Genomic DNA, 23930 nt, shown 5'->3' on the forward strand with positions numbered 1-23930 from the left:
CCCGCACAGGACCATCTCGCCGGCGGCCAGCGCGCGGTGCTGCAGCGGGCGCTGCTCCGCGCCGGCGGCAACGTGTCGGCCGCCGCCAAGGCCCTCGGCGTCAGCCGCGCCACGCTGCACCGGAAGCTGAAGCGGTTCGAGCTGAAGCACTGACTGTCGCAGTTCTGCGACAGGTCCGCTCCACCTTCGCATCCACCCGGGCTGACAGAAAGCACCTCCCGCGAGATCGTTGGCGCAAGTCGTGAACACACGACGATGAGCGCAAACATCAACATCGGGAGTGATCAATGAACAAGGTTGAATTCCTCGGCGTCACCCAAAATCCGTTCGCCGAACGCTACGACAATTTCATCGGCGGCAAGTTCGTGGCGCCGATCTCGGACAAATATTTCGACAACGCCTCGCCGGTGACCGGCAAGGTCGTCTGCAAGATCGCGCGGTCCGACGCGCAGGACGTCGAAGCGGCTCTCGATGCGGCCCATGCCGCCAAGGCAGCCTGGGGACGCACCAGCGTCGCCGAGCGCGCTGCGATCCTCAACAAGATCGCCGACCGCATGGAGGAGAATCTCGAGCGCCTCGCGGTGGCCGAGACCTGGGACAACGGCAAGCCGATCCGCGAGACCCGGGCCGCCGACCTGCCGCTCGCCATCGATCATTTCCGCTATTTCGCAGGCGTCGTCCGCGCCCAGGAAGGCTCGATCGGCGAGATCGACCACGACACGATCGCCTATCATTTCCACGAGCCGCTCGGGGTCGTCGGCCAGATCATCCCCTGGAACTTTCCGCTCCTGATGGCGTGCTGGAAGCTCGCGCCGGCGCTTGCCGCGGGCAATTGCGTGGTGCTCAAGCCCGCCGAGCAGACGCCGGCCTCGATCATGGTGTGGGCCGAGATCATCGGCGACCTCCTGCCGCCGGGTGTCCTCAACATCGTCAACGGCTTTGGCCTGGAGGCCGGCAAGCCGCTCGCCTCCAGCCCGCGGATCGCAAAAATCGCCTTCACCGGCGAGACCACGACCGGCCGGCTGATCATGCAATATGCCAGCCAGAACCTGATCCCCGTGACGCTGGAGCTCGGCGGCAAATCGCCGAACATCTTCTTCAAGGACGTCACCGCTGAAGACGACGATTTCTTCGACAAGGCGATCGAAGGCTTTGTCATGTTCGCGCTGAACCAGGGCGAGGTCTGCACCTGTCCGAGCCGGGCGCTGGTCCACGCCGACATCTACGATCGCTTCATGGAGCGGGCGCTGAAGCGCGTCGCCGCCATCAAGCAGGGCGATCCGCGTGCGGCCGACACCATGATCGGCGCGCAGGCCTCCAGCGAGCAGCTCACAAAGATCCTGTCCTATATGGACATCGGCAAGCAGGAGGGCGCGAAGGTCCTGGCCGGCGGCGGACGCGCCGATCTCGGCGGCGACCTCTCGGGTGGCTTCTACGTCCAGCCGACGGTGTTCGAAGGCCACAACAAGATGCGGATCTTCCAGGAGGAGATTTTTGGCCCCGTGGTCTCGGTCACGACCTTCAAGACCGACGACGAGGCACTCGCGATCGCCAACGACACGCTCTATGGCCTCGGGGCCGGCGTCTGGAGCCGCGACGCCAACCGCTGCTACCGCTTCGGCCGGGCGATCCAGGCCGGCCGGGTCTGGACCAATTGCTACCATGCCTATCCCGCCCATGCCGCCTTCGGCGGTTACAAGCAGTCGGGCGTCGGCCGTGAGACCCACAAGATGATGCTCGATCACTACCAGCAGACCAAGAACCTCCTGGTCAGCTACAGCCCGAAGAAGCTCGGCTTCTTCTGATCGAACCAGCGCAGGCGGCGTCATGTCGACGCCGCCTGTGCACATCCGTGACCGCCCGACCCGCCGTCATCCGTCTGTCAGATTATTGAGACAAGACGAGCCCGATCGCGACGACGCGATGCCAGGCACAGAGGGAGGCGCGGCCATGACGAACAATCTCTTGCGGCGGAAGATGCATGTCAGAGCGAACCTGCTCGGCGCGGCCCTGGCGTTGCTGGTGCCGTCGATGGCCGTGGCCCAGTCTGCGCCATCAGGTGCCAAGCCGTTTCTGACCGTCGACGGAAAGGCGCCGCTGATCCTCGGACATCGCGGCGTGCCGGGGCTGGTGCCCGAAGAGACCGAGGTCTCCTACGAGCTCGCGGCCGCGCTCGGAACCGACGCGCTCGAAGAGGATCTGCACCTCACCAAGGACTGCGTCCTGGTCGCGCGTCACAACCCCTGGCTGGCCGACAACACCAATGTGGCCGAAGTGGCGAAGACCAACGCTGTGGTCGCAGCCCGCAAGCGCACCGTATCGGGTGTGCGCGTCAAGGCGCCGGCCGCAGCCGGCACGCCCGCCGACTATCTCACGGATCTCACCGATCCCTCCGATCCCAAATCGGTGCTGAAGTCATTGATCGTCGACGGTGAGGATCACACCAACGATTGGTCGCTCACCGACTTCACGATGGCCGAGCTGAAGCAGTGGATCGGCGGCACCACCTATGATGCGGCGAACGAGCGGCCGAAGATGTTCAACGGCAAATTCCCCGTCATCAGCTTCCAGGACATCCTCGATATCGCCAAGGCCAAGAGCAAGGAGACGGGGCGTCCCATCCTGGTCTATCCGGAAACCAAGAATCCGACCTGGAACAATGCCCAGGCGATCGCAAACGGCTGCGGCGCGCCGGGCAGCCATCCGTTGGAAGACGCCTTGATCAAAATCATCAACGACAACGGCCTCAACACCAGGGACGCGCCCATCCTGGTTCAGAGCTTCGAGCCCGGCAGCCTGAAATATATGCGCAGCCACGGCCTTCAGACCCGGCAGGTGCAGCTCATCGACGGCAACGGCATCGACTTCAAGACCGGTAAGGTGCTGCTCGACAACATCACCAATTCACGTCCGTTCGATTGGACGGTGGCGGGCGATGCACGCTTGTATGATGCGATGCTGACGCCTGAGGGACTCGCCGAAATCAAGACCTATGCCGACGGCATCGGTCCGTGGAAGCCCTATATCGTTCCGCTGAAGGTCGCCTTGTGGAAGGACACCAATGCCGACGGCACGCCCTACAAGGGATCGACACCGGAGGCTTCGACCCAGGAGGCGACCAGCCTGATTGCCGATGCGCACAAGCTCGGCCTGTTCGTCCACGTCTTCACGTTCCGTAACGAGAAGAAATATCTTGCGGCCGACTATCACGCCGATCCAGCCCAGGAATATCTCAAATTTTTCCGGCTTGGCGTCGACGGAGTCTTCACCGACTTCACGCACACCGGCGTTGCCGCCCGCGCTGCGTATTTGCGCGAACTGGGCTGGTAGGTCCGGCGGTTCGAATCGGACACGCAGCGGGGCTCGGCACCCGAGATATGCGTGTCCGATGTCGTCGCCGCGCTTGTGTGCAGAGCTCTCGCAGGCGCGGAGCTAATGTTGCCTGATCCAGCGCCAAAAGTTTTGCAAAATTTCGGCCACGCTGCAGTGCGGCATAATGAAAGTCGTCCTATGCCGCTGCGGTGCTTTCACACCCGATTGAGTTAGGTTAGAGAGGACCTAGATTTCTCTGACCCGGAATTCCCATGGCCGCACCCAAGAAAGCCGCCGCAAGCGCTGAGCACGATAAAACCAACGGCGGTTCGCCCCCGGAATTCACCAGGGAGCAGGAGCTGAAGGCGCTCCGCGACATGCTCCTGATCCGGCGGTTCGAGGAAAAGGCCGGCCAGCTCTACGGTATGGGTGCGATCGGCGGCTTCTGCCATCTCTATATCGGCCAGGAGGCCGTGGTAGTTGGTATGCAGATGGCCCTGAAGGAGGGCGATCAGGTCATCACCGGCTATCGCGACCATGGCCATATGCTTGCCACCGGCATGGATGCCAACGGCGTGATGGCCGAGCTCACGGGACGCCGCGGCGGCTATTCCAAGGGCAAGGGCGGCTCCATGCACATGTTCAGCAAGGAGAAGCACTTCTACGGCGGCCACGGCATCGTCGGTGCGCAGGTCTCGCTCGGCACCGGGCTTGCCTTTGCCAACAATTACCGCAGCAACGGCAATGTCAGCGTCACCTATTTCGGCGACGGTGCGGCCAACCAGGGCCAGGTCTATGAGAGCTTCAACATGGCGGAGCTCTGGAAATTGCCGGTGATCTACGTCATCGAGAACAACCGCTACGCCATGGGCACTTCGGTCTCGCGCGCCTCGGCGCAGCAGGATTTTTCCAAGCGCGGCGTGTCCTTCAACATCCCGGGCAAGCAGGTCGACGGCATGGACGTCCGCGCCGTCAAGGCCGCGGGCGAGGAGGCGGCGGCCTGGTGCCGCGCCGGCAAGGGCCCCTACATCCTTGAGATGCAGACCTACCGCTATCGCGGCCACTCGATGTCCGACCCGGCGAAGTACCGCACGCGCGAGGAGGTCGAGAAGGTCCGTCACGATCAGGATCCGATCGAGCAGGTGCGTAACCGCCTGCTGGCGGCCAAGGTCAGCGAGGCCGATCTCAAGGCGATCGATGCCGAGGTGCGTGACATCGTCAACGCCTCCGCCGACTTTGCCCAGCATGATCCCGAGCCGGATGCCGCCGAGCTCTGGACCGACGTTTACCGCTAAACGCGCGCAAGCTTTCTTTGGAGTCGATATGCCAATTCAAGTGCTGATGCCCGCGTTGTCGCCCACGATGGAAAAGGGCAACCTCGCCAAATGGCTGAAAAAAGAGGGCGAGACGATCAAGTCCGGCGACGTCATCGCCGAGATCGAGACCGACAAGGCCACCATGGAGGTCGAGGCGACCGATGAGGGTACGCTCGGCAAGATCCTGATTCCCGAGGGCACCGCCGACGTTGCCGTGAACACGCCGATCGCGACCATTCTCGCCGATGGCGAGAGCGCCGCCGATCTGGCGAAGGCGCCTGCACCGGCGGCGAAGGCCGCGGAGTCCGCGCCGCCCGCCGCTGCCAAGGCTGAAGCGCCCGCGCCGAAGGCTGCACCTGCGCCGCAGGCCGTCGCCGAACCCGATCCTGAGGTGCCCGCCGGCACCGAGATGATCACCCAGACCATCCGCGAAGCGCTGCGCGACGCCATGGCTGAAGAGATGCGCCGCGATCCTGATGTCTTCGTGATGGGCGAAGAGGTCGCCGAATATCAGGGTGCCTACAAGGTCACGCAGGGCCTGCTGCAGGAGTTCGGCGCGCGGCGCGTGATCGACACCCCGATCACCGAGCATGGTTTTGCCGGCGTCGGCGTCGGCGCTGCCATGACCGGGTTGAAGCCGGTCGTCGAGTTCATGACCTTCAACTTCGCCATGCAGGCGATCGACCAGATCATCAACTCCGCGGCCAAGACGCTCTACATGTCCGGCGGCCAGATGGGCTGCTCGATCGTGTTCCGCGGACCCAACGGCGCCGCCGCGCGCGTCGCCGCCCAGCACAGCCAGGATTATTCGGCCTGGTACTCGAACGTACCGGGTCTCAAGGTCATCGCGCCGTACTCGGCTGCCGACTACAAGGGCCTGCTCAAGGCCGCGATCCGCGACCCCAATCCGGTGATCTTCCTCGAGAACGAGGTGCTCTACGGTCACACCGGCGAAGTGCCGAAGCTCGACGATTTCATCATTCCCATCGGCAAGGCGCGCATCGTGCGTTCGGGCAGCCATGTGAGCATCATCTCCTGGTCGAATGGCATGACCTATGCGCTGAAGGCCGCCGACGAACTCGCCAAGGAGGGCATCGAGGCCGAGGTGATCGACCTGCGCACGCTGCGTCCGATGGACACCGAGACCATCATCAACTCGGTGAAGAAAACGGGGCGCGCCGTGACGGTGGAAGAGGGCTGGGCCCAGAGCGGCGTCGGCGCCGAGATCGCCGCGCGCATCATGGAGAACGCCTTCGACTATCTCGACGCGCCGGTCGCGCGCGTCGCCGGCAAGGACGTGCCGATGCCCTATGCCGCGAATCTGGAGAAGCTTGCGCTGCCGTCGGCGGCTGAGGTCGTCGAGGCCGCCAAAGCCGTCTGCTACAGGTAGACCATGGCGGGCCCGAAGGAGCAGCCACTGCCGCCCGACGTCATGACCCGCGATGACGCGGTCGAGATCCTGCGCGTGTTCGTGCTGGATGGCGGGCTGTCGATGGCGTTCCAGCGCGCCTTCGAGGAGCCTGACATGTGGGGCCTGCTGCTGGTCGATCTCGCCCGCCACGCCGCGCGCGCTTATGCGCGCGAGAGCGAATATACCGAGGAGGACGCGCTGAACCGGATCCTCGACATGTTCCAGGCCGAGATTGAGCGTCCGACCGACACTGGCACCACGACGCCGCGGGGAAAGGGACACTGACCGTGACGATCGAATCCTATCATTACGATTTCATGCTGGAGGCGATCCGCGAAGCGGAAGCCTCGATCGCGCAAGGTGGTCTGCCGATCGGCGCAGTGCTGACGCGCGACAACAAGATCATCGCCCGCGGCCACAACAACCGCGTGCAGGAGAACAATCCGATCCTGCATGGCGAGATGAGCTGCCTGCGCGAGGCCGGCGCGATCTCGTTCCATGACACGGTCATGTACACCACGCTGTCGCCATGCTCGATGTGTGCCGGCGCGCTCGGTCTGTTCAAGGTCAAGCTCGTGGTGATCGGGGAATCCGTCACCTTCGAGGGCTCCAAGGACATTCTCGACAAGTTCGGGATTCCCTGGATCGACCTGGCCGACGACCGCTCCATCACCATGATGAAGAATTGGCGCTCCATCCCTGCCAATGAGCGCCTCTGGCAAGGCGACATCGGCAACTAAACCTGGTCTGTTCGTCTTCACTTTCGGAGACGACGTTTTGAGAAGTTCTTCGTGAGGTCAGCATGCCCATCAACATCCTGATGCCAGCTCTTTCGCCGACGATGGAGAAGGGCAACCTCGCCAAGTGGCTGAAGAAGGAAGGCGACAAGGTCAAGTCAGGCGACGTCATCGCCGAGATCGAGACCGACAAGGCGACCATGGAGGTCGAAGCCATCGACGAGGGCACGCCAAGATCCTGGTGCCCGAGGGCACCCAGGACGTGCCGGTCAACGACGTGATCGCGGTGCTCGCCGGCGAAGGCGAGGACGTGAAGGCTGCGGGCGCTGCAAAGCCCAGCGCGTCGGCCGCCCCGCCCAAGCCCACCGAGAAGGCGGCTGAGGCTCCCGCACCGGCACCTGCGCCCGCCGCGCCCAAGGCTGCGCCGGCTCCCGCCGCAGCACCCGCGCCGCAGGCTGCTGCACCGGCTGCGCAGGGCAATGGCCATGCCGGCCGCGTGTTCTCGTCGCCGCTGGCGCGGCGTCTCGCCAAGGAAGCCGGCATCGACGTCTCGATGGTCACGGGCACTGGCCCGCACGGCCGCGTGGTCGCGCGCGACGTTGAGCAAGCCAAATCAGGCAAGGGCCTCAAGGCGCCCGCTGCGGCTCCGCCCGCCGGCGCGCCGTCGATCGCGCCGACCATGTCGGACAAGCAGATCCTGTCGCTGTTCGAGCCGGGCTCCTACGACATCGTCCCGCATGACGGCATGCGCCGCACCATTGCCCAACGTTTGACCGCGTCGATCCAGAACGTCCCGCACTTCTATCTCACCATCGACTGCGATATCGGCAAGCTGCTCGCCGCGCGCGAGGAGATCAACGCCGCGGCTCCGAAGGACAAGGAGAAGAAGCCGCTCTACAAGATCTCGGTCAACGACTTCGTCATCAAGGCGATGGCGGTGGCGCTGCAGAAGATCCCGAACTGCAACGTCAGCTGGACCGAGTCAGGCATGGTCAAGCACCATCATTCCGACGTCGGCGTTGCCGTGGCGATGCCGGGCGGCCTGATCACGCCGATCATCCGCAAGGCCGAGACCAAGACGCTCTCGACCATCTCCAACGAGATGAAGGATTTTGCCGCGCGCGCGCGGTCCCGTAAATTGAAGCCCGAGGAGTATCAGGGCGGCACCACGGCCGTTTCCAACCTCGGCATGTTCGGCATCAAGGACTTCACGGCGGTGATCAATCCGCCGCATGCCACGATCCTTGCGGTGGGCACCAGCGAGGAGCGGCCGGTGGTGCGGAGCGGCAAGATCGAGATCGCAACCATGATGAGCGTGACGCTGTCCTGCGACCACCGCGCCATCGACGGCGCGCTCGGCGCCGAGCTGATCGGCGCCTTCAAGCAGCTGATCGAAAATCCCGTCATGATGATGGTCTAGCGCGCGGAGCGTGGCGATGCCGAACTCGCACGCATTTGCGGCGGCAGGTGGTGCAGCGCTCGGCATGGCCTGGCTGATCGCGCTGCAGCTGATGCTGAGCTACCGCACCACCGAGGAGTTCGGCGTGGTGGCGAGCGCGATTGCGGTCGATATCGCGCTGGCTATCGCCGTGTTCGCCCTCGTGCTGCAGAAGTCGGGACGCGAACGCGACATGACGCTGGCCGCGCTGGTGCTCGCAATGGCGACGCTATTGTTTTCCGGCTGGTCGGTGTGGATGAATGCTGTCGATGCGCGCTCGACCAATCCGTTCCCGAGCGACCATCGCGATGCGCAGATCGTGCAGGAATTCCTGCTGCCGAGCCTTGTCGGCTTGATGGTGCTCTGGCGCATGCTGGTGCGCTCGCACCGGATTGCCACAGGTGGCGATCCGCGCACACTCTGGCCGTGGATCACAATCGGCCTCGGCCTCGTGCTTGTGTTCAATCCCGTCGGCATCGAGCTGGTCGGCTCGGCGGTTGCGCCTTCCGGCAGCGACTGGCTGGCCGGCCTGTGGCGCATCATCGTCGTGGTCGCGGCCGCCGTGCTTGCTGTCCTCGGCATCATCGAATACGCGCTGCGTGCGCGTCGTTTACGTTTACCGGTTCAGGCGGAGGTTTGAGTGGCCGACACGTCTTTCGACATCATCATCATCGGCTCCGGTCCCGGCGGCTATGTCACCGCGATCCGCGCCGCCCAGCTGGGCTTCAAGACCGCGATCGTCGAGAAATCCTATCTCGGCGGCATCTGCCTGAACTGGGGCTGCATCCCGACCAAAGCGTTGCTGCGTTCGGCCGAGATCTATCACTACATGCAGCACGCCAAGGACTATGGCCTGTCGGCAGAGAAAGTCTCGTTCGATCCGAAGGCCGTGGTGCAGCGCTCGCGCGGCGTCTCCAAGCGGCTGAACGACGGCGTCGGCTTCCTGATGAAGAAGAACAAGGTCAGCGTGATCTGGGGCGCCGCCTCGATCGACGCGCCCGGCAAGATCACCGTGAAGAAGTCCGACGTCGAGGGTCCCAAGGGCTCGCTGGGCGAGGGGACCTACCAGGCCAAGCACATCATTGTCGCGACCGGCGCGCGGCCGCGCGTGCTGCCGGGCCTCGAGCCCGACAAGAAGCTGATCTGGACCTATTTCGAGGCGATGGTGCCGGAGCGGATGCCGAAGTCGCTGCTGGTGGTCGGCTCCGGCGCGATCGGCATCGAGTTCGCCTCGTTCTTCCACACCATGGGTTCTGACGTCACCGTGGTCGAGGTGCTGCCGCAGATCCTCCCGGTCGAGGACGCGGAGATCGCGGGCCTTGCGCGCAAGCGGCTGGAGAAGCAGGGCATCAAGATCATGTCCTCGACCAAGGTGACCAAGCTCGAGAAGAAGGCCGACAGCGTCGTCGCCACCATCGATGACGGCAAGGGCAAGCCCGTCACATCGGAGTTCGAGCGCGTGATCTCGGCCGTCGGCGTCGTCGGCAATATCGAGAATCTCGGCCTCGAAAAGCTCGGTGTGAAGACCGAGCGCGGCTGCATCGTCATCGACGGCTACGGCAAGACCAACGTCCCAGGCATCTACGCCATCGGCGACGTCGCGGGCCCCCCGATGCTCGCCCACAAGGCCGAGCATGAGGGCGTGATCTGCATCGAGGCGATCAAGGGCCTGCATCCGCATCCCATGGACAAGAACATGATCCCGGGCTGCACCTACTGCCATCCGCAAGTGGCGTCCGTCGGTCTGACCGAAGCCAAGGCCAAGGAGAGCGGCCGCGAGATCCGCGTCGGCCGTTTCCCCTTCGTCGGCAACGGCAAGGCGATCGCGCTCGGCGAGGACCAGGGCCTGGTCAAGGTGATCTTCGACAAGAAGACCGGCCAGCTGTTAGGGGCCCACATGGTCGGCGCCGAGGTCACCGAATTGATCCAGGGCTATGTCGTCGCCATGAACCTGGAGACGACTGAAGAAGAGCTGATGCACACGGTGTTCCCACATCCGACCCTGTCGGAGATGATGAAGGAAGCCGTGCTGGATGCTTATGGACGGGTGTTGAATATTTGACGGAAGGCGGACGGCGGCGTCCCCGATCCGTCATCCTGAGGTGCTCGCGCAGCGAGCCTCGAAGGATGAACGGCCGAGATGCAGCAGCCGGGCTCGTCGCCCTTCGAGGCCTCCGCTTCGCTCCGGCACCTCAGGGTGACGAGTTCAATAGCGACCAAGCAGAACAAGAAAAGGGAATGAACCCATGCACGACAACGACAACCTCACCATCGAACGCCCGACCTTCGTCACGCATCTCGAATGCGCCATGGAGGGCGATCATTACGCCGCCGATCAGGTCCACAATCTCTCCAAGGCCGGCAAGCCGCTGCTGGTGCGCTACGACCTCGCCGGCGTGAAGAAGGCGCTGACCAAGGATGCGCTGAGCCAGCGTCCCGGCGACATGTGGCGCTACCGCGAGCTGCTTCCCGTGCGCAAATGCCAGGACATCGTCTCGCTCGGCGAGGTCACGACGCCGCTGATCCGGCTGCCGAAGCTCGGCAAGAAGCTCGGCGGCGGCGAAATCATCGTGAAAGACGAGGGACGGCTGCCGACCGGCTCGTTCAAGGCGCGCGGCCTTGTCATGGCGGTGTCGATGGGCAAGGCGCTCGGCATCAAGCACATGGCGATGCCGACCAACGGCAATGCCGGCGCGGCGCTCGCGGCTTACGCGACGTCCTGCGGCATCAAGACCACGATCTTCTGCCCGGCCGATACGCCCGAGGTGAATGTCAGCGAGATCGAGCTGCAGGGCGCCACCGTCTACCGCGTCAACGGCTATATCGACGATTGCGGCAAGATCGTCGGCGAGGGCAAGGCGAAAGTCGGCTGGTTCGACACCTCCACCTTGAAGGAGCCGTACCGCATTGAAGGCAAGAAGACGATGGGCCTGGAGCTCGCCGAGCAGCTCGGCTGGGACGTGCCCGACGTGATCTTCTATCCGACCGGCGGCGGCACCGGCCTGATCGGGATGTGGAAGGCGTTCGACGAGCTGGAGAAGATCGGCTTCATTGGTTCAAAGCGCCCGCGCATGGTCGCGGTGCAGGCCTCCGGCTGCGCGCCGATGGTGCGGGCCTATGAGGCCGGCACCGAGCACGCCACGCGCTGGGAGGACGCCCACACCATCGCTTCAGGCATTCGCGTGCCGCAGGCGATCGGCGATTTTCTGATTCTGCGCGCCGTGCGCGAGAGCAAGGGTTTTGCCATTGCGGTCGACGACGACAAGATCTCGTCGGCGCTGAACGAGGTCGCGCGCGAGGAGGGGCTCTTGCTCTGCCCGGAGGGCGCTGCAACCTACGCCGCCTACAAGGAGAGCCTTGCCGACGGCCGCGTTTCGAAGGGCGACCGCGTCATGCTGTTCAACTGCGCCACCGGCCTGAAATATCCGCTGCCGCCGGTCACCCGCACGCTCGATCGCCACAAGCCGATCGACTATTCGCAGTTCTGAGGCGTCATTTCGTCTCTTCACGAACGATCGCTCTTCCCGTACGCGGGAAGAGACAAAAACAAGAACGATATCGTCGAGGAGACCACAATGAACAAGGCCGTCTGGGCCGGACTGATCGGTATTCTCGCTCTCGCCGGCCTCGCGCGCGCCGACGAATATCCCTCGCATCCGATCACCATCATCGTTCCCTTTGCCGCCGGCGGCCCGTCTGATGCGATGGCGCGGGTGCTCGCCGAGCGGATGCGCCAATCGCTCGGCCAGGCGCTGGTGGTCGAGAACGTCACCGGCGCCGGCGGCTCGATCGGCGTGGGGCGCGCCGTGCATTCGCCGCCTGACGGCTACACCATCTCGTTCGGCCATCTCGGCACCCACGTCGCAAACGGTGCCGTCTACAAGCTCAACTACGACCTCGTCGCCGATCTCGAACCGGTGGTGCTCTTGCCGAGCAACCCGATGATCGTGGTCAGCAAGAACGCCGTGCCCGCGAAATCGCTGAAGGAGCTGCTGGACTGGCTGAAGTCGCGGCCGACGCCGCCGACCGCCGGGACGGCCGGCGCCGGCTCCGGCAGCCACATCGCCGGCGTCTATTTCGAAAGCGTCTCCGGTATCAAGCTGCAATACGTGCCGTATCGCGGCACCGCGCCGGCGTTGAACGATCTGATCGCTGGCCAGATCGACATCATCGTGGACCAGACCTCCAATTCCATCAACCAGGTCCGCGCCGGTACCATCCGCGCCTACGCCGTCACCGACGACAAGCGCCTCGCCTCGGCGCCCGACATCCCGACCGCGGATGAAGCGGGATTGAAAGGCTTCAACATGACGCTGTGGTCCGGCATGTGGGTGCCGAAGGGCACGCCGAAGGAGATCGTCGCCAAGCTCAATGCCGCCGCCGTTGACGCGTTGAACGATCCCGCCGTGAAGAAGCAGCTTGAAAGCCAGGGCCTCGAGATGACGCCCAAGGATCAGCTCACCCCGGAGGCACTCGGCATCAGGCAGAAGGCCGAGATCGCGAAATGGTGGCCGATCATCAAGGCGGCGAAGATCTCGGTGGAGTGAGGCGGAACGTCACTCCGTGACGTCGTCACCTGCTGCCAGCGCCCACTGCAGGCATTTCATCAGGTCCGCGGGGACGAACGGCTTACGGAGACAACAGATTGCTCCGGCTTCGAGCGCCCGGATGTGAAGGGTCTCATCCGGGAAACCTGTGATCAAGATGAACGGGGTGGCCGAACCCTGCGCGCGCATCTGCGTCAACAAATCGATTCCGGTCTTGGACGGCATATGCATGTCGGCGACGATGCAGGAGGTGCGCTTGGAATCGCTCGAGCTCAAAAATTCTTCGGCCGAGGCGAATGTGTGGACCATATACCCGCGCGACCGCAAGAGATTGTTGATCGCCTCCCGCACGTAGGGGTCATCATCAAGGACCGAAATGACCGAAGCCGCTGACAAGACGTCCGCTCCTCGCCCGGGATCACGCTTGCCGTCGCGACGGCCCAATCCAAACACGCAGGGTGGACCTGCCACTCGCCATTGCAAACTCATACTTAGGTTTGTACGTCGGGCCGGCCGGGCCGAACGCCGAGCGCCTCACTCATTCGCACGAGGTCGGCCAGGGACTTCGCCCCCATTTTGCGCATGATCTGGCCGCGATAGATCTTCACGGTAATTTCGGCTAATCCGAGTTGGGCGGCCACTTGCTTGTTCATCAGGCCGGACGTCACCAGAGCCAATACGTCCCGCTCGCGCGAGGTGAGTGACTCGAAGCGTGATCTGACGTTCGAGACCGTCTTGTTGAGATCGCGCCGCTTGCGGTCTCGCTCGATCGCGGCCTGGACTGCGTCCAGGATATCCTGGTCGCGGACCGGCTTGGTCAGGAAATCGATCGCACCGCCTTTCATGGCCCGAACGGTCATGGGAATGTCAGCGTGACCGGTAATGAAGATGATCGGCGTGTGGATGTTGGCCTTGGCCAGATCGGACTGCAGCTCAAGGCCGCTGACTCCCGGCAGGCGGATGTCAAGCACCAGGCAACTCGGCACCTGCGGTGGCTTGGCCTGGAGGAGCTGCGGCGCCGAGCCAAACGCCTCGACCTTGAGGCCAACCGATTCGAAGAGGTTGGTCAGCGCACGGCGCATGGAGGCGTCGTCGTCGACAACGTAGACAATCGGCTGATCACCGTTCTCCTGGGGCGGCGAAGGCGCCATGCGGTCGCTCACGATGCTTCCTCTCGATAGAGGGGCAGGGTGATCTGAAACGTCGCGCCGCCAGATTGGTTCGGCGCGGCGGAAAGTCGTCCGCCGTGGATCTCGATGATGGAGCGGCAGATCGGCAGCCCCATCCCTATGCCGCCGGGTTTCGTGGTGAAGAACGGGGTGAACAGGCGGTCTATCGCCTGTTCGTCGATACCGACGCCGCAGTCGGCGACGCTCACCAGCATCGCGTCGTCGCCATCCGCCGCCGAGCGGATGGTCAGCTTGCGCGGACGGTCACGGACGTCTTCCATGGCCTCGATCCCGTTCATGATCAGATTGATCAGGACCTGCTGCAACTGGATCCGATCGCCAAAGATCTTGGGCAGGGCCGACGACAGTTCCATCCGCACCGACACGGCATGGCGGGCCATCTCGCGCTGAACGAGTGCGACGGCCTCGCGCACGATTGAGTTTGGGTCGAGCGGACCCATTTCGATTTCGGTTCGTTTGGCGAGCGCCCGAATGTGACGGATCACGTCGCTGGCACGCTTGCAATCCTCGGTGATCCACTCCACGGAGCGGCGCGCCGCCTTGAGATCGGGCGGATTGCGCTGCAGCCACGCCACACAGGCGTCGGCGTTTGCAATCACGGCAGCGAGCGGCTGGTTGATTTCATGGGCGATCGAAGCAGTCAGTTCGCCCAGTGTCGTGATGCGCGTGACATGAGCCAGCTCGGCTTGGGCCTTGCGCAGCGCCTCTTCGGCCTGGTCGGCGCGGATGGCCGCAGTCACGTCGGTGCAGACGCCACGATAGCCGAGAAAGTTTCCGTCGGCATCGAAGAACGGCTTGCCACTGGTCCGGACGTAGATGGTTTGCCCGTTGCGGTCCCTGCTGCGATACACCAGGTCGCGGAACGGGATGTGGGCGTCGAGTGCCGCGCGATGTTGTCGCCATTTTTCCGGCTCGAGATCGGCGTCCGGCGCAATGTCCCAACGGGTAAGCCCAATCACGCCCGGCGGGGTGGTGGTATCTGAGTGTTCCGATATCAGGGTCACGCGGTGGTCTGGCCCTGTCTCCCAGAACCAGTCGGATGCGGTTTCGGCATAATCGCGAAAGCGCTGTTCGCTCTCGCGCAGCTTGCGCTCTGCCTCTTTGGTCGCCGTAATGTCGCTCACCGATCCCACGAACTCGACGTGACCGGCAGAATCTCGTGTAGCCCGGGCCACCGCTCGGACGTACTTGATGGAGCCGTCGGGCATCACGAGCCGGTATTCGTGGTCGTAGTCCTTTCCCTCGCGCGCTGCCTGACCTGTGGTCCGCTGCACGGCGAGCCGGTCCTCCGGATGGATCCGCTGGAGCATGACCGGGATCTGCGGCTTGGAACCCTCGTCGCACTGGAAGATGCGATACGTCTCCCTGGACCATGTGATCTCGCGGGTTGCGGCCTTCCAGCCGAAACTGCCGGTGTGGCTCAATTCCTGCGCCTGAGCGAGATAGGCTTCGCTCTGCCGCAGAGCATTCTCCGCTTCCTTGCGCTCGGTGATGTTCTCGCAGGCGACCAACACGACTGGCGAGCCATCGGCCCGCAGCATGGTCTTGGCGTTCTCGCGCACCCAGAGTACCGAGCCGTCCCTGCGAACCTTCCGGATCTCCCAGGTGTGGGACTGATCGACGGTCTCGAGGCACAGTGCAACACAGGCGCGGACAAAATCGCGGTCTTCGGCGAAGAAGACATCCAGTACCGATCGGCCGATCAACTCTGCGGCCGTGTAGCCCAGTTGCGCGGCGCCGAACGTGTTCACGTTGATGACGGTTCCGGCCGGATCGACCATGAAGTACATGACCGGATTGTGCTCGAAGACCTGCTGCCATTGTTTGACCGCTTCGAGCTGGCCATCATCGGGCTCGGCACGCGGCTTAGCGGCGACAGCTTGCCTGACGCAGTCGACGAGGAATTGCGCGGCTGACTTCCCGAACGTGGCTGCCTGGCCAGGTTTCATCGCAGACGCTCCCGGCACTCTCTGCGTGAACACGAGTAGAGCACGTTGGCGCAAGAGGAGCAATTCCGGCCAAAGCCGGATGACCGTGGATGATGTTCGTCCTTGAATTGACCTGTCGCCGCTTCGGCTATCCAGGCAGATCAGGTAGCCGCGCCAGCAGGGGTCTTCACCGTGACCGTGCAGCCGGAGCATCGTGCGCCGTCTCGTTGAATAAGAATGAGCGCGGAAGCCCCGGGCAAATACGGACAAACCTAGGTATAGCTCTTCCAACCCTAGTCATGTCGGTCATTTACCTCCGTACAGTTGAGCACTTCGTGCCCGGCTGACTACCCTCACGGCCAATCGGGAGTGTCGACCAGCCAGTCGCGGCGAGCGCAACCGCAAGCAACAAAGGGAGACAACAATGTGTCATGCATCCGTACTTCCCGAGGTTGACCAGCCCGACTCCAGACCGTGCTCTTCTGCCAACGGCTGTGCAGTGTGTGGCGGTAAATTTGGCTTGATCCGCTACTACGCGTGGCGCACTGCGCTCTGCTCAAAGACGTGTGTCGATCGCTTCCGCTCACGCCGCGAACGCGACCGCCGGTGGTTGTTTCGGGCTCAGTTCGCGCGGGGCTGAACCAGAGAGCTGACATCATTCCGCAGGCCTGATCCGGGAGCCCATGTCTTGAACCGCTCGTGCAAGCTCTTGTGCTCAATCGTTCTCTTCTGCTCCACCGCGACAATCCAGGCGCAGGAGACCGGAAACGGTGCCGTCCATCGCCGGCATCCACCCCAGGACCAGGCGCTGCACGAGAAATTCTACTCGACCTGGCGCATGCCGGATAACCCGAGCCTCAGTTGCTGCAACAGCGCTGATTGCTATCCAACCGATATCAAGTACGTCGACGGCCAGATCTATGCGCGGCGGAGGGAGGACGGAAGATACATCCGGGTCCCGCCGCAGAAGGTGGAGCAAAACAGGGATAATCCGGACGGCCGAAGCCATCTTTGCGCTCCACCGCCCGCACTGTCTCCGTTGGACAGCGTTTACTGCTTCGCTTTGGGAGGTGCCACGTGAGATTCGCCTTCGTGCTGGTGAACGACCGGACACCGTTCCGGCAGGCGTGGTGCATGCAATGCTGCGAGCCGATCAGCGGCAGCTATCTTCGCGAGATGGCGACCCGTCTGCCGTACTGCGACTATCAATGTTACGCGTTGTTCTGCGAGGCCCTTGCAGAAGATCGCGTGAGGGTGGCCTCATGAACTTCGTGCTGGTCAATCACGAGCCTCCGCCAAGCGCGGCGACGTGCGGCACATGCTCGCGGTCGATCCGATCAGGCTATGTCCGGCATGTACGGACACAGCGCCATTACTGTGACTATGATTGCTATCGCCGAGGCGAGCTAATGACGCTGTGGATGCCATGGTCGATGCCTGGGCGCAGCGCGACGGCCACCGGGAACACGATCGAGATGTTGGTGATGCTGAGCGCCGTCTCGTGCTGGACCTGCACGATGCAGTTCTGGACCATCGCGAGAGCTTTGACCGGCGCATTTCTGGACGGGCGCGACCTGATCACGACGGAAGGAGGTGACACCTAGCTGCGCGACTCGCGCGGAAGCCGCAGCAACCTAACCTCGTCGGCGCCCCTTCAGCCCCGGTGGCGCCGGTTAGGGAGCGGGTGCTGCGGCTGCCACGGGTGCCGTTGCGTTGAGTTCCTGCGTCACCACGCGCTGATCGGTCTTGCCGGCGACAGCGCCGCTGCCTTCGAAGCGGGCGCGATACACCAGCACGTTCTCCATCACCCGCTGGACGTAGTTGCGTGTCTCGGACAACGGGATGCGCTCGACCCAGTCGACCGGATCGATCTTGGGATCTCTGGGGTCGCCATGCGCCTGCACCCATTCACGCACGCGGCCGCGGCCGGCATTGTAGCCGGCGAAAGTCATGATCTGGTTGCCGCGATATTCCGACAGCAGCGCGCTGAGCTCGGCCGCACCCATCTGCGTGTTGTAGACGGGGTCGGAGACCATCTTGTCCCAGTCATAGGTCACGCCGAAGCGCTTGGCCGTGTCGCGGCCGGCTTCCGGCGTCACCTGCATCAGGCCGACCGCATTGGCGGACGACTTGTCGCGCTGGTTGAACGAGCTCTCGGTGCGCGCCACCGAATAGATCACGCTGGTCTCGATCGCAGGTGCGACCTGCTTGTGCTCGGGGATGCCGATGGTCGGGAAGGCGTAGTGGTCGAGCGCGAGGCCGTGGGCCAACGCCGACTTGCCGACCTCCAGCATCACGCGCGCATCGTTGCGCTGGCCGGCGAGCTCGCCAAGCGCCGCGAGCGCGGCGGCGTCGGTGCTCTCCTGGGCGAAATCCTCGGCGTAGTAGAACACCATATCGCGTTCGCCGATGGCATAGAGCATGTCGGCGGCGCGCACGCGCTCATCTGCCGCCTGCGTGTCGGCGGCGGCCAGCACGGGCGAGGGGGCGCGCAGCTCCAGTCCCTCGAGGCCGAGCCGCGCACGGGCGAGCTGGCCGTAATAGGCGGTCGGATAGCGCGCGGCGGCCTTGTAGCTCGCTTGCGCGTCGGCGACGGCGCCCATTGCCTCGGCCGCACGGCCGCGCCAGTAATGGCCTCGCGACAGCGCCAGTGGATTGGGCGATCCCTCGTCGATGGAGGCGAAGTGCATCATCGCGGTTTTGGGATCGTCGAGATAGCGCAGCGCGATCCAGCCGCACATGAAGTGATAGTCGACGCGGTAGACCTCCATCGCCGGCACCGTGGCTGCGCGCACCACGTCGTAGGCGGTCTGGAACTTGCCCTGGTCGAGCAGCTTTCGCGCGAGCAGGCGGCGCTCGCGCCACCATGCGTCTGTGTCCTGCGCCCCCATCGTCTCGGGTGCGGCAGCCAGGATCACCTCGGCTGCATCGTCGATGTGGTCCTTCTGAAGGTGCCATTGTGCGCGGCACAGCACATAGCCGAGATCGCGGCGCGCGTCTTGAGGCACGTCCTCGAGATAATCCTTGGCCTTGTTCTCCTTGCCGTTGACGGCGGCGCAGGCCTTGACGATCGCGAGGAAATCTTCGCCAAGACGTTTTGCGGCGCGCCTTGCGCCGGCATAGTCCTTGGCGCCGAGGCGCTTGTCCATCCGGGCGCGATGGTCTTCGGGCCGCAACAAATCGTGGAACGCTTCGTAGGAATCCTCCTCGCTGCGCTCGGACAGTTCGTCCGAGCGCCAGGCCTCGCGCACGAGGCGCGTCGCCCCGTCGTTGTCGCCCTCGGCGAACAGCGCGCGCGCGAGCGCGAAATTGCCCTTGGCGCTGATCGGCCGGTCCATCGTGAAGGCGTGGACGGTTGCCGCGTCACTCTTCTCCTGCCACAGCCGCGCCTCGGCGCGCTTGCGCAGCAGCACGGCGCTCGGCCAGTCCGGATTGGCGGCGAGGAAGGCGGCGTAGCGCTTGAAGGGGGCGGTGCTCTCGGAATGGCGCAGCATGAACCAGTCGGCGAGCTTTTGTCCGGCGGGATCGGCAATGCGGTCGCGCGCCGCGGTCGCATCGTCGGTCTTGCCCTTGCGCGCGAGGTCGATCGCATCCTTCAGCGCGGCGAGGTCACCGGTCAGCGCCGGCGGCGCGGGCTTGTCCGTGGGCTCGTCCCGCTTCTTCGACTTGCGCCTGGCCTCGGCATGTTTGCGGTGCTTGCCGGATGCAGCATGCCGTTGCTTGCCGGTTTTCGCTTCGTGCGTCTTCTTGGACGAAGACGGTTTCGACGCGGATGATTTGTGACCGCTCTTCGCCGCCAGCCCGGTGGGAAGGAGGGCCAAAGCGGCCACGGCAACGACACACGCGAGCGAGCGTAGGCACTGGTTCATTCGATGGTCCCCCTGCGAAACCACTACAAACCAAGGTCCGCGACGACATGCGGCTTGAGAATCAAGAACGACATCAAAACGATGCCGTGGCATCGTTTCGCATTCCTCACGCTCGTTCAACAATGCGGCAAAATACCGATTGGAACTCGCGGAACTTCAGAAACGGCGGCAGTGGCAGTTCCTTAACCTTTATTAACAAATGGGACTCGCGCAACGGTTGCGGGCAGCGCTGGGCGCCAAACCGGCCCGATTGCGCGTGTTCCCCAGCGAAAATCCGGTGTATTGAGGGTTCCAAAGATCCTTCTTCAGCCTTTGCCCGCATCTCATGCCGCTTTTCAACCAGTCGATCCGGCGCAAGATCGTCGGCATCGCCCTCGGATTGATCGTCCTGATGCTGATCACCTCGATCCTGTCGATGGTGATGTCGAGCCAGGTCGGCATTCTCCTGGACGAGCTGACCAACCGCTACATCCCGGCCTATGGTGATCTGGCGCGGGCCAACATCCGCTCGCTGGAGCGGTCGGTGGCGTTGCGGCGTATGGTCATGGCGAAGATGCAGGACTCCTCGGACGAGCAGGCCTATGCGGCCCGCCTGAAGGAGTTCGAGGAAGCCGACCGCAAGATCGACGAAGAGACGTCGGCCGCGCAAAAGCTCATCAACGCGATCATCGAGGATCCGAGGACGCCGTCGGACAATGCCGCGCTGGCGCGGATCGACACCCGCATCGAGACCGCCGTGACCGAGCTGCGCCAGGGCATGAACGAGGACCACGCCAAACTGCTCAAGCAGATCGACGCCAAGCAGATGCCGGAGGCACGCAGCACGCTGGAGCACATCGATGCGCTGCGCGATCAGTTCAACCAGCGGATCGATACGGTCCGCACCGACATGCTCAAGCAGGTCTATGCGAGCACCTCGACGGTGGTCGGCCACCAGCGACAGGCGATCATCATCTCCGGCGTCGTAACGCTGCTCGCCGCGGTCGTCGGATTTGCCTTTGCGCTGCTTGTCTCCGGCGGCATCACAAGGCCCGTGCGGCTGCTGCTCGCCGGTGCCCGCGAGGTCGAGGCCGGCCGCTTCGACAAGAGCATCACCGTCTCGACCCAGGACGAGATCGGCGAGCTCGCCGCCGCCTTCAACCGCATGATCGAGCAGCTGCGCCACAACGAGCGGATCCGCGAGACCTTTGGCCGCTACATCGATCCCAAGGTGGTGCAGGGCCTGATCGACCGGCCCGAGGTCGCCGTCGACGGCCAGCGTCGGGTCATGACCATCATGTTCTGCGACATGAGCGGCTTCACCGCGATGAGCGAGGGCATGACCCCGCGCGGCCTCGTCAAGGTCATGAACCACTATTTCACGTTGATGTCCGGTCCGATCCGCAACAACCGCGGCGTCATCGACAAATATATCGGCGATGCCATCATGTCCTATTGGGGCCCGCCCTTCATCGAGGAGGACGAGCAGGCGCTGCTCGCGGGCCTGTCCGCCATCGACATGGCCGACCAGGTGCCCGCGCTGCAGAAGCAGCTGCCGGACCTGCTCGGCATCCGGGCCATGCCGGTGTCCTGCGACCTGCGCATCGGCATCGCCACCGGCGAGGTCCTGACCGGCAGCATCGGCTCCGAGCTGATGATGAGCTTTACGGTGATGGGCGATGCCGTGAACCTTGCCTCGCGCCTCGAGGCCGTGAACAAGATCTACGGTACCCGAATCCTGATCTCGCACGCGACCGCCGCGGCGATTGGATCCCGGCTCGAATTGCGCGAGATCGACCGCCTCGCGGTGGTCGGCCAGAGCGTGCCGCAGCCGGTGTTCGAGGTGATGGGCCGGGCAGGTGCGCTCACCGCCTCGCAGGAAGGGCTGCGCGCGCACTACGCCGAAGGGCTTGCCGCCTATCGCGCCTGCCGCTTCACTGAGGCCCGCTCGGCATTCAATGCGGCGCTGCAGAGCGTCCCTGGCGACGGCCCGTCTCAGGCGATGCTCGCGCGCATCGTGCAGTTCGAGACCGCGCCGCCGGCGGACGATTGGGACGGTGCCTGGCGCATGGACAGCAAATAACTGTCCGCGCCAGGAATAATTGATTCTACTCTATAACGATGTTGGCCGTGACCCATTTTCCGGGCTTAGGCTTGTTGTCCCTGAGGCGTTTGACGGGGACACGCCGATGACAGAACTAGAGGACAGGCTGGAGCGCTTCGAGACGCTCACCGCCGAATGCGAGCTGATTGCCAAGCTTGCGACCGACAGCCACAAGCGCGAATTCTACCTGAAGCTTTCGGAGCGGTACCGTCAGCTCGCGGTCGACATGCGCCTGGCGATCGCGACCAAGGCTGCCGCCTGACGCCCGGATGAAGCTTGCGGCCAGGAACGAGGCACGATGTTCCGCATCGGTGTCTTTACGAGAGGTCGTGCAATCGCAATCCGTTCTTAATAATTGAGACCCATCCTTGATGAGGTCCGCGGATTCGCGCGTTGCGGTTCCCGGCGATGGGAATGCCTGGGGCAAGGTTGCCTTGCAATATTGCCCGCGAACGTCACTCGTCCTATGGTTGGACATCCCATGCGTCTGCTTGCGGTCGCCCTGTTTGCGCTTTTGACGGCAGCCTGTGACCAGGAGCAGGACGTCACTGGCTCGACCCCGCTCTGCCCGATGCGCACCTACAGCACCTACAATCCCCGCGACATGAACCAGTGCGTGGCCGCCTGCAAGGCCTGCGACCACGGCAACACCGTCACCTGCACGACCGCCTGCACGCTCCACGGTGCGCGCTGAGGCAAGGGCGCGGCACCTCGTATGATCCGGCCGCGACTGGGGAACCCTGGGGCTGACGGTGCCTCCGCACCGGAACGATTCACATGGGCTAATCATTAGAGGAGGGCGGCAGGACGCGGAGACCTAAGGAATGGGTATGCTCGATCCCGGTCGGTTTCTGGTGTCGTGCTCGCATTGCGAAGCATGGCCCATGGCGGCCAATGTCAAACGTTCGAGCTGGTCGGCGCAGCCGCACGAAGTCAGCTTTGTCTGCCCGCGCTGTCGCCGCGAGGAAACCGCCATCATCTCCGCCTCCGGTGAGCTCACTCCCATCAAGCGGATCGACGCTCCGCCGCGCGACGTCACCACGGCCTGGGCTCAGGCCCAACGCCCGAGAGGGCGTGCGTAGCGCGCCCGTCTTTCACCCAGCGAGAGGGCGTGCGTAGCGCGCCCGTCTTCAACCCAACGAGAGAGCGAGCATAGCGCGCCCGTGCCACAGCTTGGGGCCGGTTGGCGGAGTTGTCCGACAATGTGGTAGGATCGCCGCCGGGAGATTGTCCATGGCCCTCACCGACCTGCCGCCGCATTCCGACCATGTCAGGCTTCACCCCGTCGCGCCGCATGGTGTTGCTCTGTTCTGCCTTGCGCTGCTGACTGTGTCCTGCGCGCTGGCAAGCTTTGCGCTTGCCTGTGCCACGCCGTTTGCAGCGTTCGCGGTCGTGGCTGCGGCCGCGCTGTCGCAGCGTCAGGCGCTGCTGGTTGTCACCGCCACGTGGCTGGCGAACCAATGCATCGGCTTCGGCGCGCTGCACTATCCCCATGATGCCGGCACCATCGCCTGGGGCCTTGTGATCGGCGCCGCGGCGCTTGTTGCGACCGCTGCTGCATCGACGATGCTTCGCATCCTGACCCAGCTTCGCACGCCGCTGGCGCTGGCCATTGCCCTCGTCGCCGCCTATACGGCCTATGAGCTAGCGCTGTTCGCCGCGACGCCGTTCCTTGGCGGGCAGGGCGCCTTCACGGCGGCCATCGTCTCGCGGATCGGGCTGACCTGCGCGATCTGGCTCGCGGGCCTCGTCGCCGTCTGCGAGGTCGCCCGCCTGATCGGCTCCCTCGGGCGGGGACGCGCAACCGCTTGAGCAGCGAAGCCCGTTGGCGCGACGATATCGCCTCACTGGTCTTTCCCGTGGCCGGACACGGCGCGATCTGCGCCGTGCACCGGGGCGCTTTCCGGACGTTGCTCGGCACCAAGCCCACGCCGGAGGCCTGCCTCGACTATTTCCGGCGATTTGAGGCCGCCTTTCGCACGGCCGCCGACGCCAAGATCGCCCGCAGGGACATTTTGCCCGGGACAAGCCTGCATCTTACCAGTCGCGATATCGCCCGGAAGCTGCTAGAAGAGGCGCAAATCGCCAATGGAGAATAG

The 23930-nt window shown here is 64.1% G+C and carries 23 protein-coding genes and 1 pseudogene; 20 read left to right on the plus strand and 4 right to left on the minus strand.

Annotated features, from left to right (window positions below):
* From XH98_RS23685 to XH98_RS23740, 12 genes and pseudogenes are all read left to right on the plus strand, one after another.
* A partial coding sequence (locus XH98_RS23685) for a helix-turn-helix domain-containing protein (protein ID WP_271620174.1) occupies window positions 1-153 on the plus strand: 153 nt, incomplete at its 5' end.
* Window positions 154-287: 134 nt separating this feature from the next.
* Window positions 288-1805: an aldehyde dehydrogenase gene (gene adh, locus XH98_RS23690; protein WP_271620096.1), complete on the plus strand. Its 1518-nt coding sequence runs from the start codon at window positions 288-290 to the stop codon at window positions 1803-1805.
* A gap of 145 nt (window positions 1806-1950) precedes the next feature.
* Window positions 1951-3330: a glycerophosphodiester phosphodiesterase family protein gene (locus XH98_RS23695; RefSeq protein ID WP_271620097.1), complete on the plus strand. Its 1380-nt coding sequence runs from the start codon at window positions 1951-1953 to the stop codon at window positions 3328-3330.
* 254 nt (window positions 3331-3584) lie between these two features.
* Complete coding sequence (pdhA, locus tag XH98_RS23700) at window positions 3585-4607, plus strand: pyruvate dehydrogenase (acetyl-transferring) E1 component subunit alpha (RefSeq protein WP_057755893.1); 1023 nt, start codon at window positions 3585-3587, stop codon at window positions 4605-4607.
* Between the two features lie 28 nt (window positions 4608-4635).
* A complete protein-coding gene (locus tag XH98_RS23705; RefSeq protein WP_271620098.1) occupies window positions 4636-6018 on the plus strand; it encodes a pyruvate dehydrogenase complex E1 component subunit beta in 1383 nt (460 codons plus the stop codon).
* Between the two features lie 3 nt (window positions 6019-6021).
* On the plus strand, window positions 6022-6324 hold the full coding sequence (locus XH98_RS23710) for a DUF5076 domain-containing protein (protein WP_008547332.1): 303 nt from the start codon (window positions 6022-6024) through the stop codon (window positions 6322-6324).
* Window positions 6325-6326: 2 nt separating this feature from the next.
* Window positions 6327-6779 carry a nucleoside deaminase gene (locus XH98_RS23715; RefSeq protein ID WP_057755887.1) on the plus strand — a complete coding sequence of 151 codons (453 nt, stop codon included), beginning with the start codon at window positions 6327-6329 and terminating at the stop codon, window positions 6777-6779.
* Between the two features lie 62 nt (window positions 6780-6841).
* Window positions 6842-8196 (plus strand): annotated as a pseudogene (locus XH98_RS23720) (pyruvate dehydrogenase complex dihydrolipoamide acetyltransferase).
* 16 nt (window positions 8197-8212) lie between these two features.
* Entirely contained in the window at window positions 8213-8854 is a 642-nt protein-coding gene (locus XH98_RS23725; RefSeq protein ID WP_271620099.1) for a hypothetical protein, read from the plus strand.
* Window positions 8855-10276, plus strand: coding sequence for a dihydrolipoyl dehydrogenase (gene lpdA, locus XH98_RS23730; RefSeq protein WP_271620100.1), 1422 nt, complete (start codon window positions 8855-8857; stop codon window positions 10274-10276). It abuts the gene before it with no gap.
* A gap of 184 nt (window positions 10277-10460) precedes the next feature.
* A complete protein-coding gene (locus XH98_RS23735; protein WP_271601147.1) occupies window positions 10461-11702 on the plus strand; it encodes a threonine synthase in 1242 nt (413 codons plus the stop codon).
* An 87-nt stretch (window positions 11703-11789) separates the two neighbouring features.
* A complete protein-coding gene (locus tag XH98_RS23740) occupies window positions 11790-12761 on the plus strand; it encodes a tripartite tricarboxylate transporter substrate binding protein BugD (RefSeq protein ID WP_271620101.1) in 972 nt (323 codons plus the stop codon).
* 9 nt (window positions 12762-12770) lie between these two features.
* Here XH98_RS23740 and XH98_RS23745 read toward each other — a convergent pair whose 3' ends face one another.
* Genes XH98_RS23745 through XH98_RS23755 form a run of 3 tightly spaced genes read right to left on the minus strand, consistent with a single transcriptional unit; the run spans window position 12771 to window position 15900 of the window.
* Complete coding sequence (locus tag XH98_RS23745; RefSeq protein WP_333932683.1) at window positions 12771-13205, minus strand: response regulator transcription factor; 435 nt, start codon at window positions 13203-13205, stop codon at window positions 12771-12773.
* A 47-nt stretch (window positions 13206-13252) separates the two neighbouring features.
* The gene (locus XH98_RS23750; protein ID WP_271601316.1) at window positions 13253-13912 is read right to left on the minus strand and encodes a response regulator transcription factor; all 660 of its coding nucleotides are present in this window, start codon (window positions 13910-13912) and stop codon (window positions 13253-13255) included.
* An 8-nt stretch (window positions 13913-13920) separates the two neighbouring features.
* Window positions 13921-15900: a PAS domain S-box protein gene (locus tag XH98_RS23755; protein ID WP_271601150.1), complete on the minus strand. Its 1980-nt coding sequence runs from the start codon at window positions 15898-15900 to the stop codon at window positions 13921-13923.
* Between the two features lie 1056 nt (window positions 15901-16956).
* Here XH98_RS23755 and XH98_RS23760 point away from each other — a divergent pair.
* Together XH98_RS23760 and XH98_RS23765 are read left to right on the plus strand one after the other, a co-directional pair.
* Entirely contained in the window at window positions 16957-17145 is a 189-nt protein-coding gene (locus XH98_RS23760; protein ID WP_057755864.1) for a hypothetical protein, read from the plus strand.
* 143 nt (window positions 17146-17288) lie between these two features.
* Window positions 17289-17483, plus strand: coding sequence for a hypothetical protein (locus tag XH98_RS23765; protein WP_271601152.1), 195 nt, complete (start codon window positions 17289-17291; stop codon window positions 17481-17483).
* Window positions 17484-17552: 69 nt separating this feature from the next.
* Here the strand turns inward: XH98_RS23765 and XH98_RS23770 are convergent, their stop codons facing one another.
* A complete protein-coding gene (locus XH98_RS23770; protein ID WP_271620102.1) occupies window positions 17553-19748 on the minus strand; it encodes a lytic transglycosylase domain-containing protein in 2196 nt (731 codons plus the stop codon).
* 325 nt (window positions 19749-20073) lie between these two features.
* On the opposite strand from XH98_RS23770, the gene XH98_RS23775 reads away from it, so the two are divergent.
* The 6 genes from XH98_RS23775 to XH98_RS23800 all read left to right on the plus strand — a co-directional run bounded on the left by XH98_RS23775 (window position 20074) and on the right by XH98_RS23800 (window position 23930).
* Window positions 20074-21810, plus strand: coding sequence for an adenylate/guanylate cyclase domain-containing protein (locus tag XH98_RS23775; protein WP_271620103.1), 1737 nt, complete (start codon window positions 20074-20076; stop codon window positions 21808-21810).
* A gap of 106 nt (window positions 21811-21916) precedes the next feature.
* Window positions 21917-22093: a hypothetical protein gene (locus tag XH98_RS23780; RefSeq protein ID WP_167354011.1), complete on the plus strand. Its 177-nt coding sequence runs from the start codon at window positions 21917-21919 to the stop codon at window positions 22091-22093.
* A 219-nt stretch (window positions 22094-22312) separates the two neighbouring features.
* A complete protein-coding gene (locus tag XH98_RS23785) occupies window positions 22313-22525 on the plus strand; it encodes a hypothetical protein (protein WP_271601155.1) in 213 nt (70 codons plus the stop codon).
* Window positions 22526-22655: 130 nt separating this feature from the next.
* Window positions 22656-22913 carry a hypothetical protein gene (locus XH98_RS23790; RefSeq protein WP_057755853.1) on the plus strand — a complete coding sequence of 86 codons (258 nt, stop codon included), beginning with the start codon at window positions 22656-22658 and terminating at the stop codon, window positions 22911-22913.
* A 151-nt stretch (window positions 22914-23064) separates the two neighbouring features.
* Window positions 23065-23643 (plus strand): hypothetical protein, encoded by a 579-nt coding sequence (locus tag XH98_RS23795; RefSeq protein WP_271620104.1) that lies wholly within the window; start codon window positions 23065-23067, stop codon window positions 23641-23643.
* Window positions 23640-23930: a hypothetical protein gene (locus XH98_RS23800; protein WP_271601157.1), complete on the plus strand. Its 291-nt coding sequence runs from the start codon at window positions 23640-23642 to the stop codon at window positions 23928-23930. The genes XH98_RS23795 and XH98_RS23800 overlap by 4 nt, the downstream gene beginning before the upstream one ends.

It is taken from the genome of Bradyrhizobium sp. CCBAU 51745, assembly GCF_028128715.1.
GTDB classification, from domain to species: Bacteria; Pseudomonadota; Alphaproteobacteria; order Rhizobiales; family Xanthobacteraceae; genus Bradyrhizobium; species Bradyrhizobium manausense.

Bases quoted from the DNA above. Each gene is read 5' to 3' on its own strand.
- XH98_RS23725 (WP_271620099.1), top strand. From the start codon at position 8,213: ATGCCGAACTCGCACGCATTTGCGGCGGCAGGTGGTGCAGCGCTCGGC.
- XH98_RS23780 (WP_167354011.1), top strand. From the start codon at position 21,917: ATGACAGAACTAGAGGACAGGCTGGAGCGCTTCGAGACGCTCACCGCC.
- XH98_RS23710 (WP_008547332.1), top strand. From the start codon at position 6,022: ATGGCGGGCCCGAAGGAGCAGCCACTGCCGCCCGACGTCATGACCCGC.
- XH98_RS23705 (WP_271620098.1), top strand. From the start codon at position 4,636: ATGCCAATTCAAGTGCTGATGCCCGCGTTGTCGCCCACGATGGAAAAG.
- XH98_RS23765 (WP_271601152.1), top strand. From the start codon at position 17,289: ATGACGCTGTGGATGCCATGGTCGATGCCTGGGCGCAGCGCGACGGCC.
- XH98_RS23735 (WP_271601147.1), top strand. From the start codon at position 10,461: ATGCACGACAACGACAACCTCACCATCGAACGCCCGACCTTCGTCACG.
- XH98_RS23740 (WP_271620101.1), top strand. From the start codon at position 11,790: ATGAACAAGGCCGTCTGGGCCGGACTGATCGGTATTCTCGCTCTCGCC.
- XH98_RS23785 (WP_271601155.1), top strand. From the start codon at position 22,313: ATGCGTCTGCTTGCGGTCGCCCTGTTTGCGCTTTTGACGGCAGCCTGT.
- adh (WP_271620096.1), top strand. From the start codon at position 288: ATGAACAAGGTTGAATTCCTCGGCGTCACCCAAAATCCGTTCGCCGAA.
- XH98_RS23695 (WP_271620097.1), top strand. From the start codon at position 1,951: ATGACGAACAATCTCTTGCGGCGGAAGATGCATGTCAGAGCGAACCTG.
- XH98_RS23755 (WP_271601150.1), bottom strand. From the start codon at position 15,900: ATGAAACCTGGCCAGGCAGCCACGTTCGGGAAGTCAGCCGCGCAATTC.
- XH98_RS23750 (WP_271601316.1), bottom strand. From the start codon at position 13,912: ATGGCGCCTTCGCCGCCCCAGGAGAACGGTGATCAGCCGATTGTCTAC.
- XH98_RS23790 (WP_057755853.1), top strand. From the start codon at position 22,656: ATGGGTATGCTCGATCCCGGTCGGTTTCTGGTGTCGTGCTCGCATTGC.
- XH98_RS23775 (WP_271620103.1), top strand. From the start codon at position 20,074: ATGCCGCTTTTCAACCAGTCGATCCGGCGCAAGATCGTCGGCATCGCC.
- XH98_RS23770 (WP_271620102.1), bottom strand. From the start codon at position 19,748: ATGAACCAGTGCCTACGCTCGCTCGCGTGTGTCGTTGCCGTGGCCGCT.
- XH98_RS23795 (WP_271620104.1), top strand. From the start codon at position 23,065: ATGGCCCTCACCGACCTGCCGCCGCATTCCGACCATGTCAGGCTTCAC.
- pdhA (WP_057755893.1), top strand. From the start codon at position 3,585: ATGGCCGCACCCAAGAAAGCCGCCGCAAGCGCTGAGCACGATAAAACC.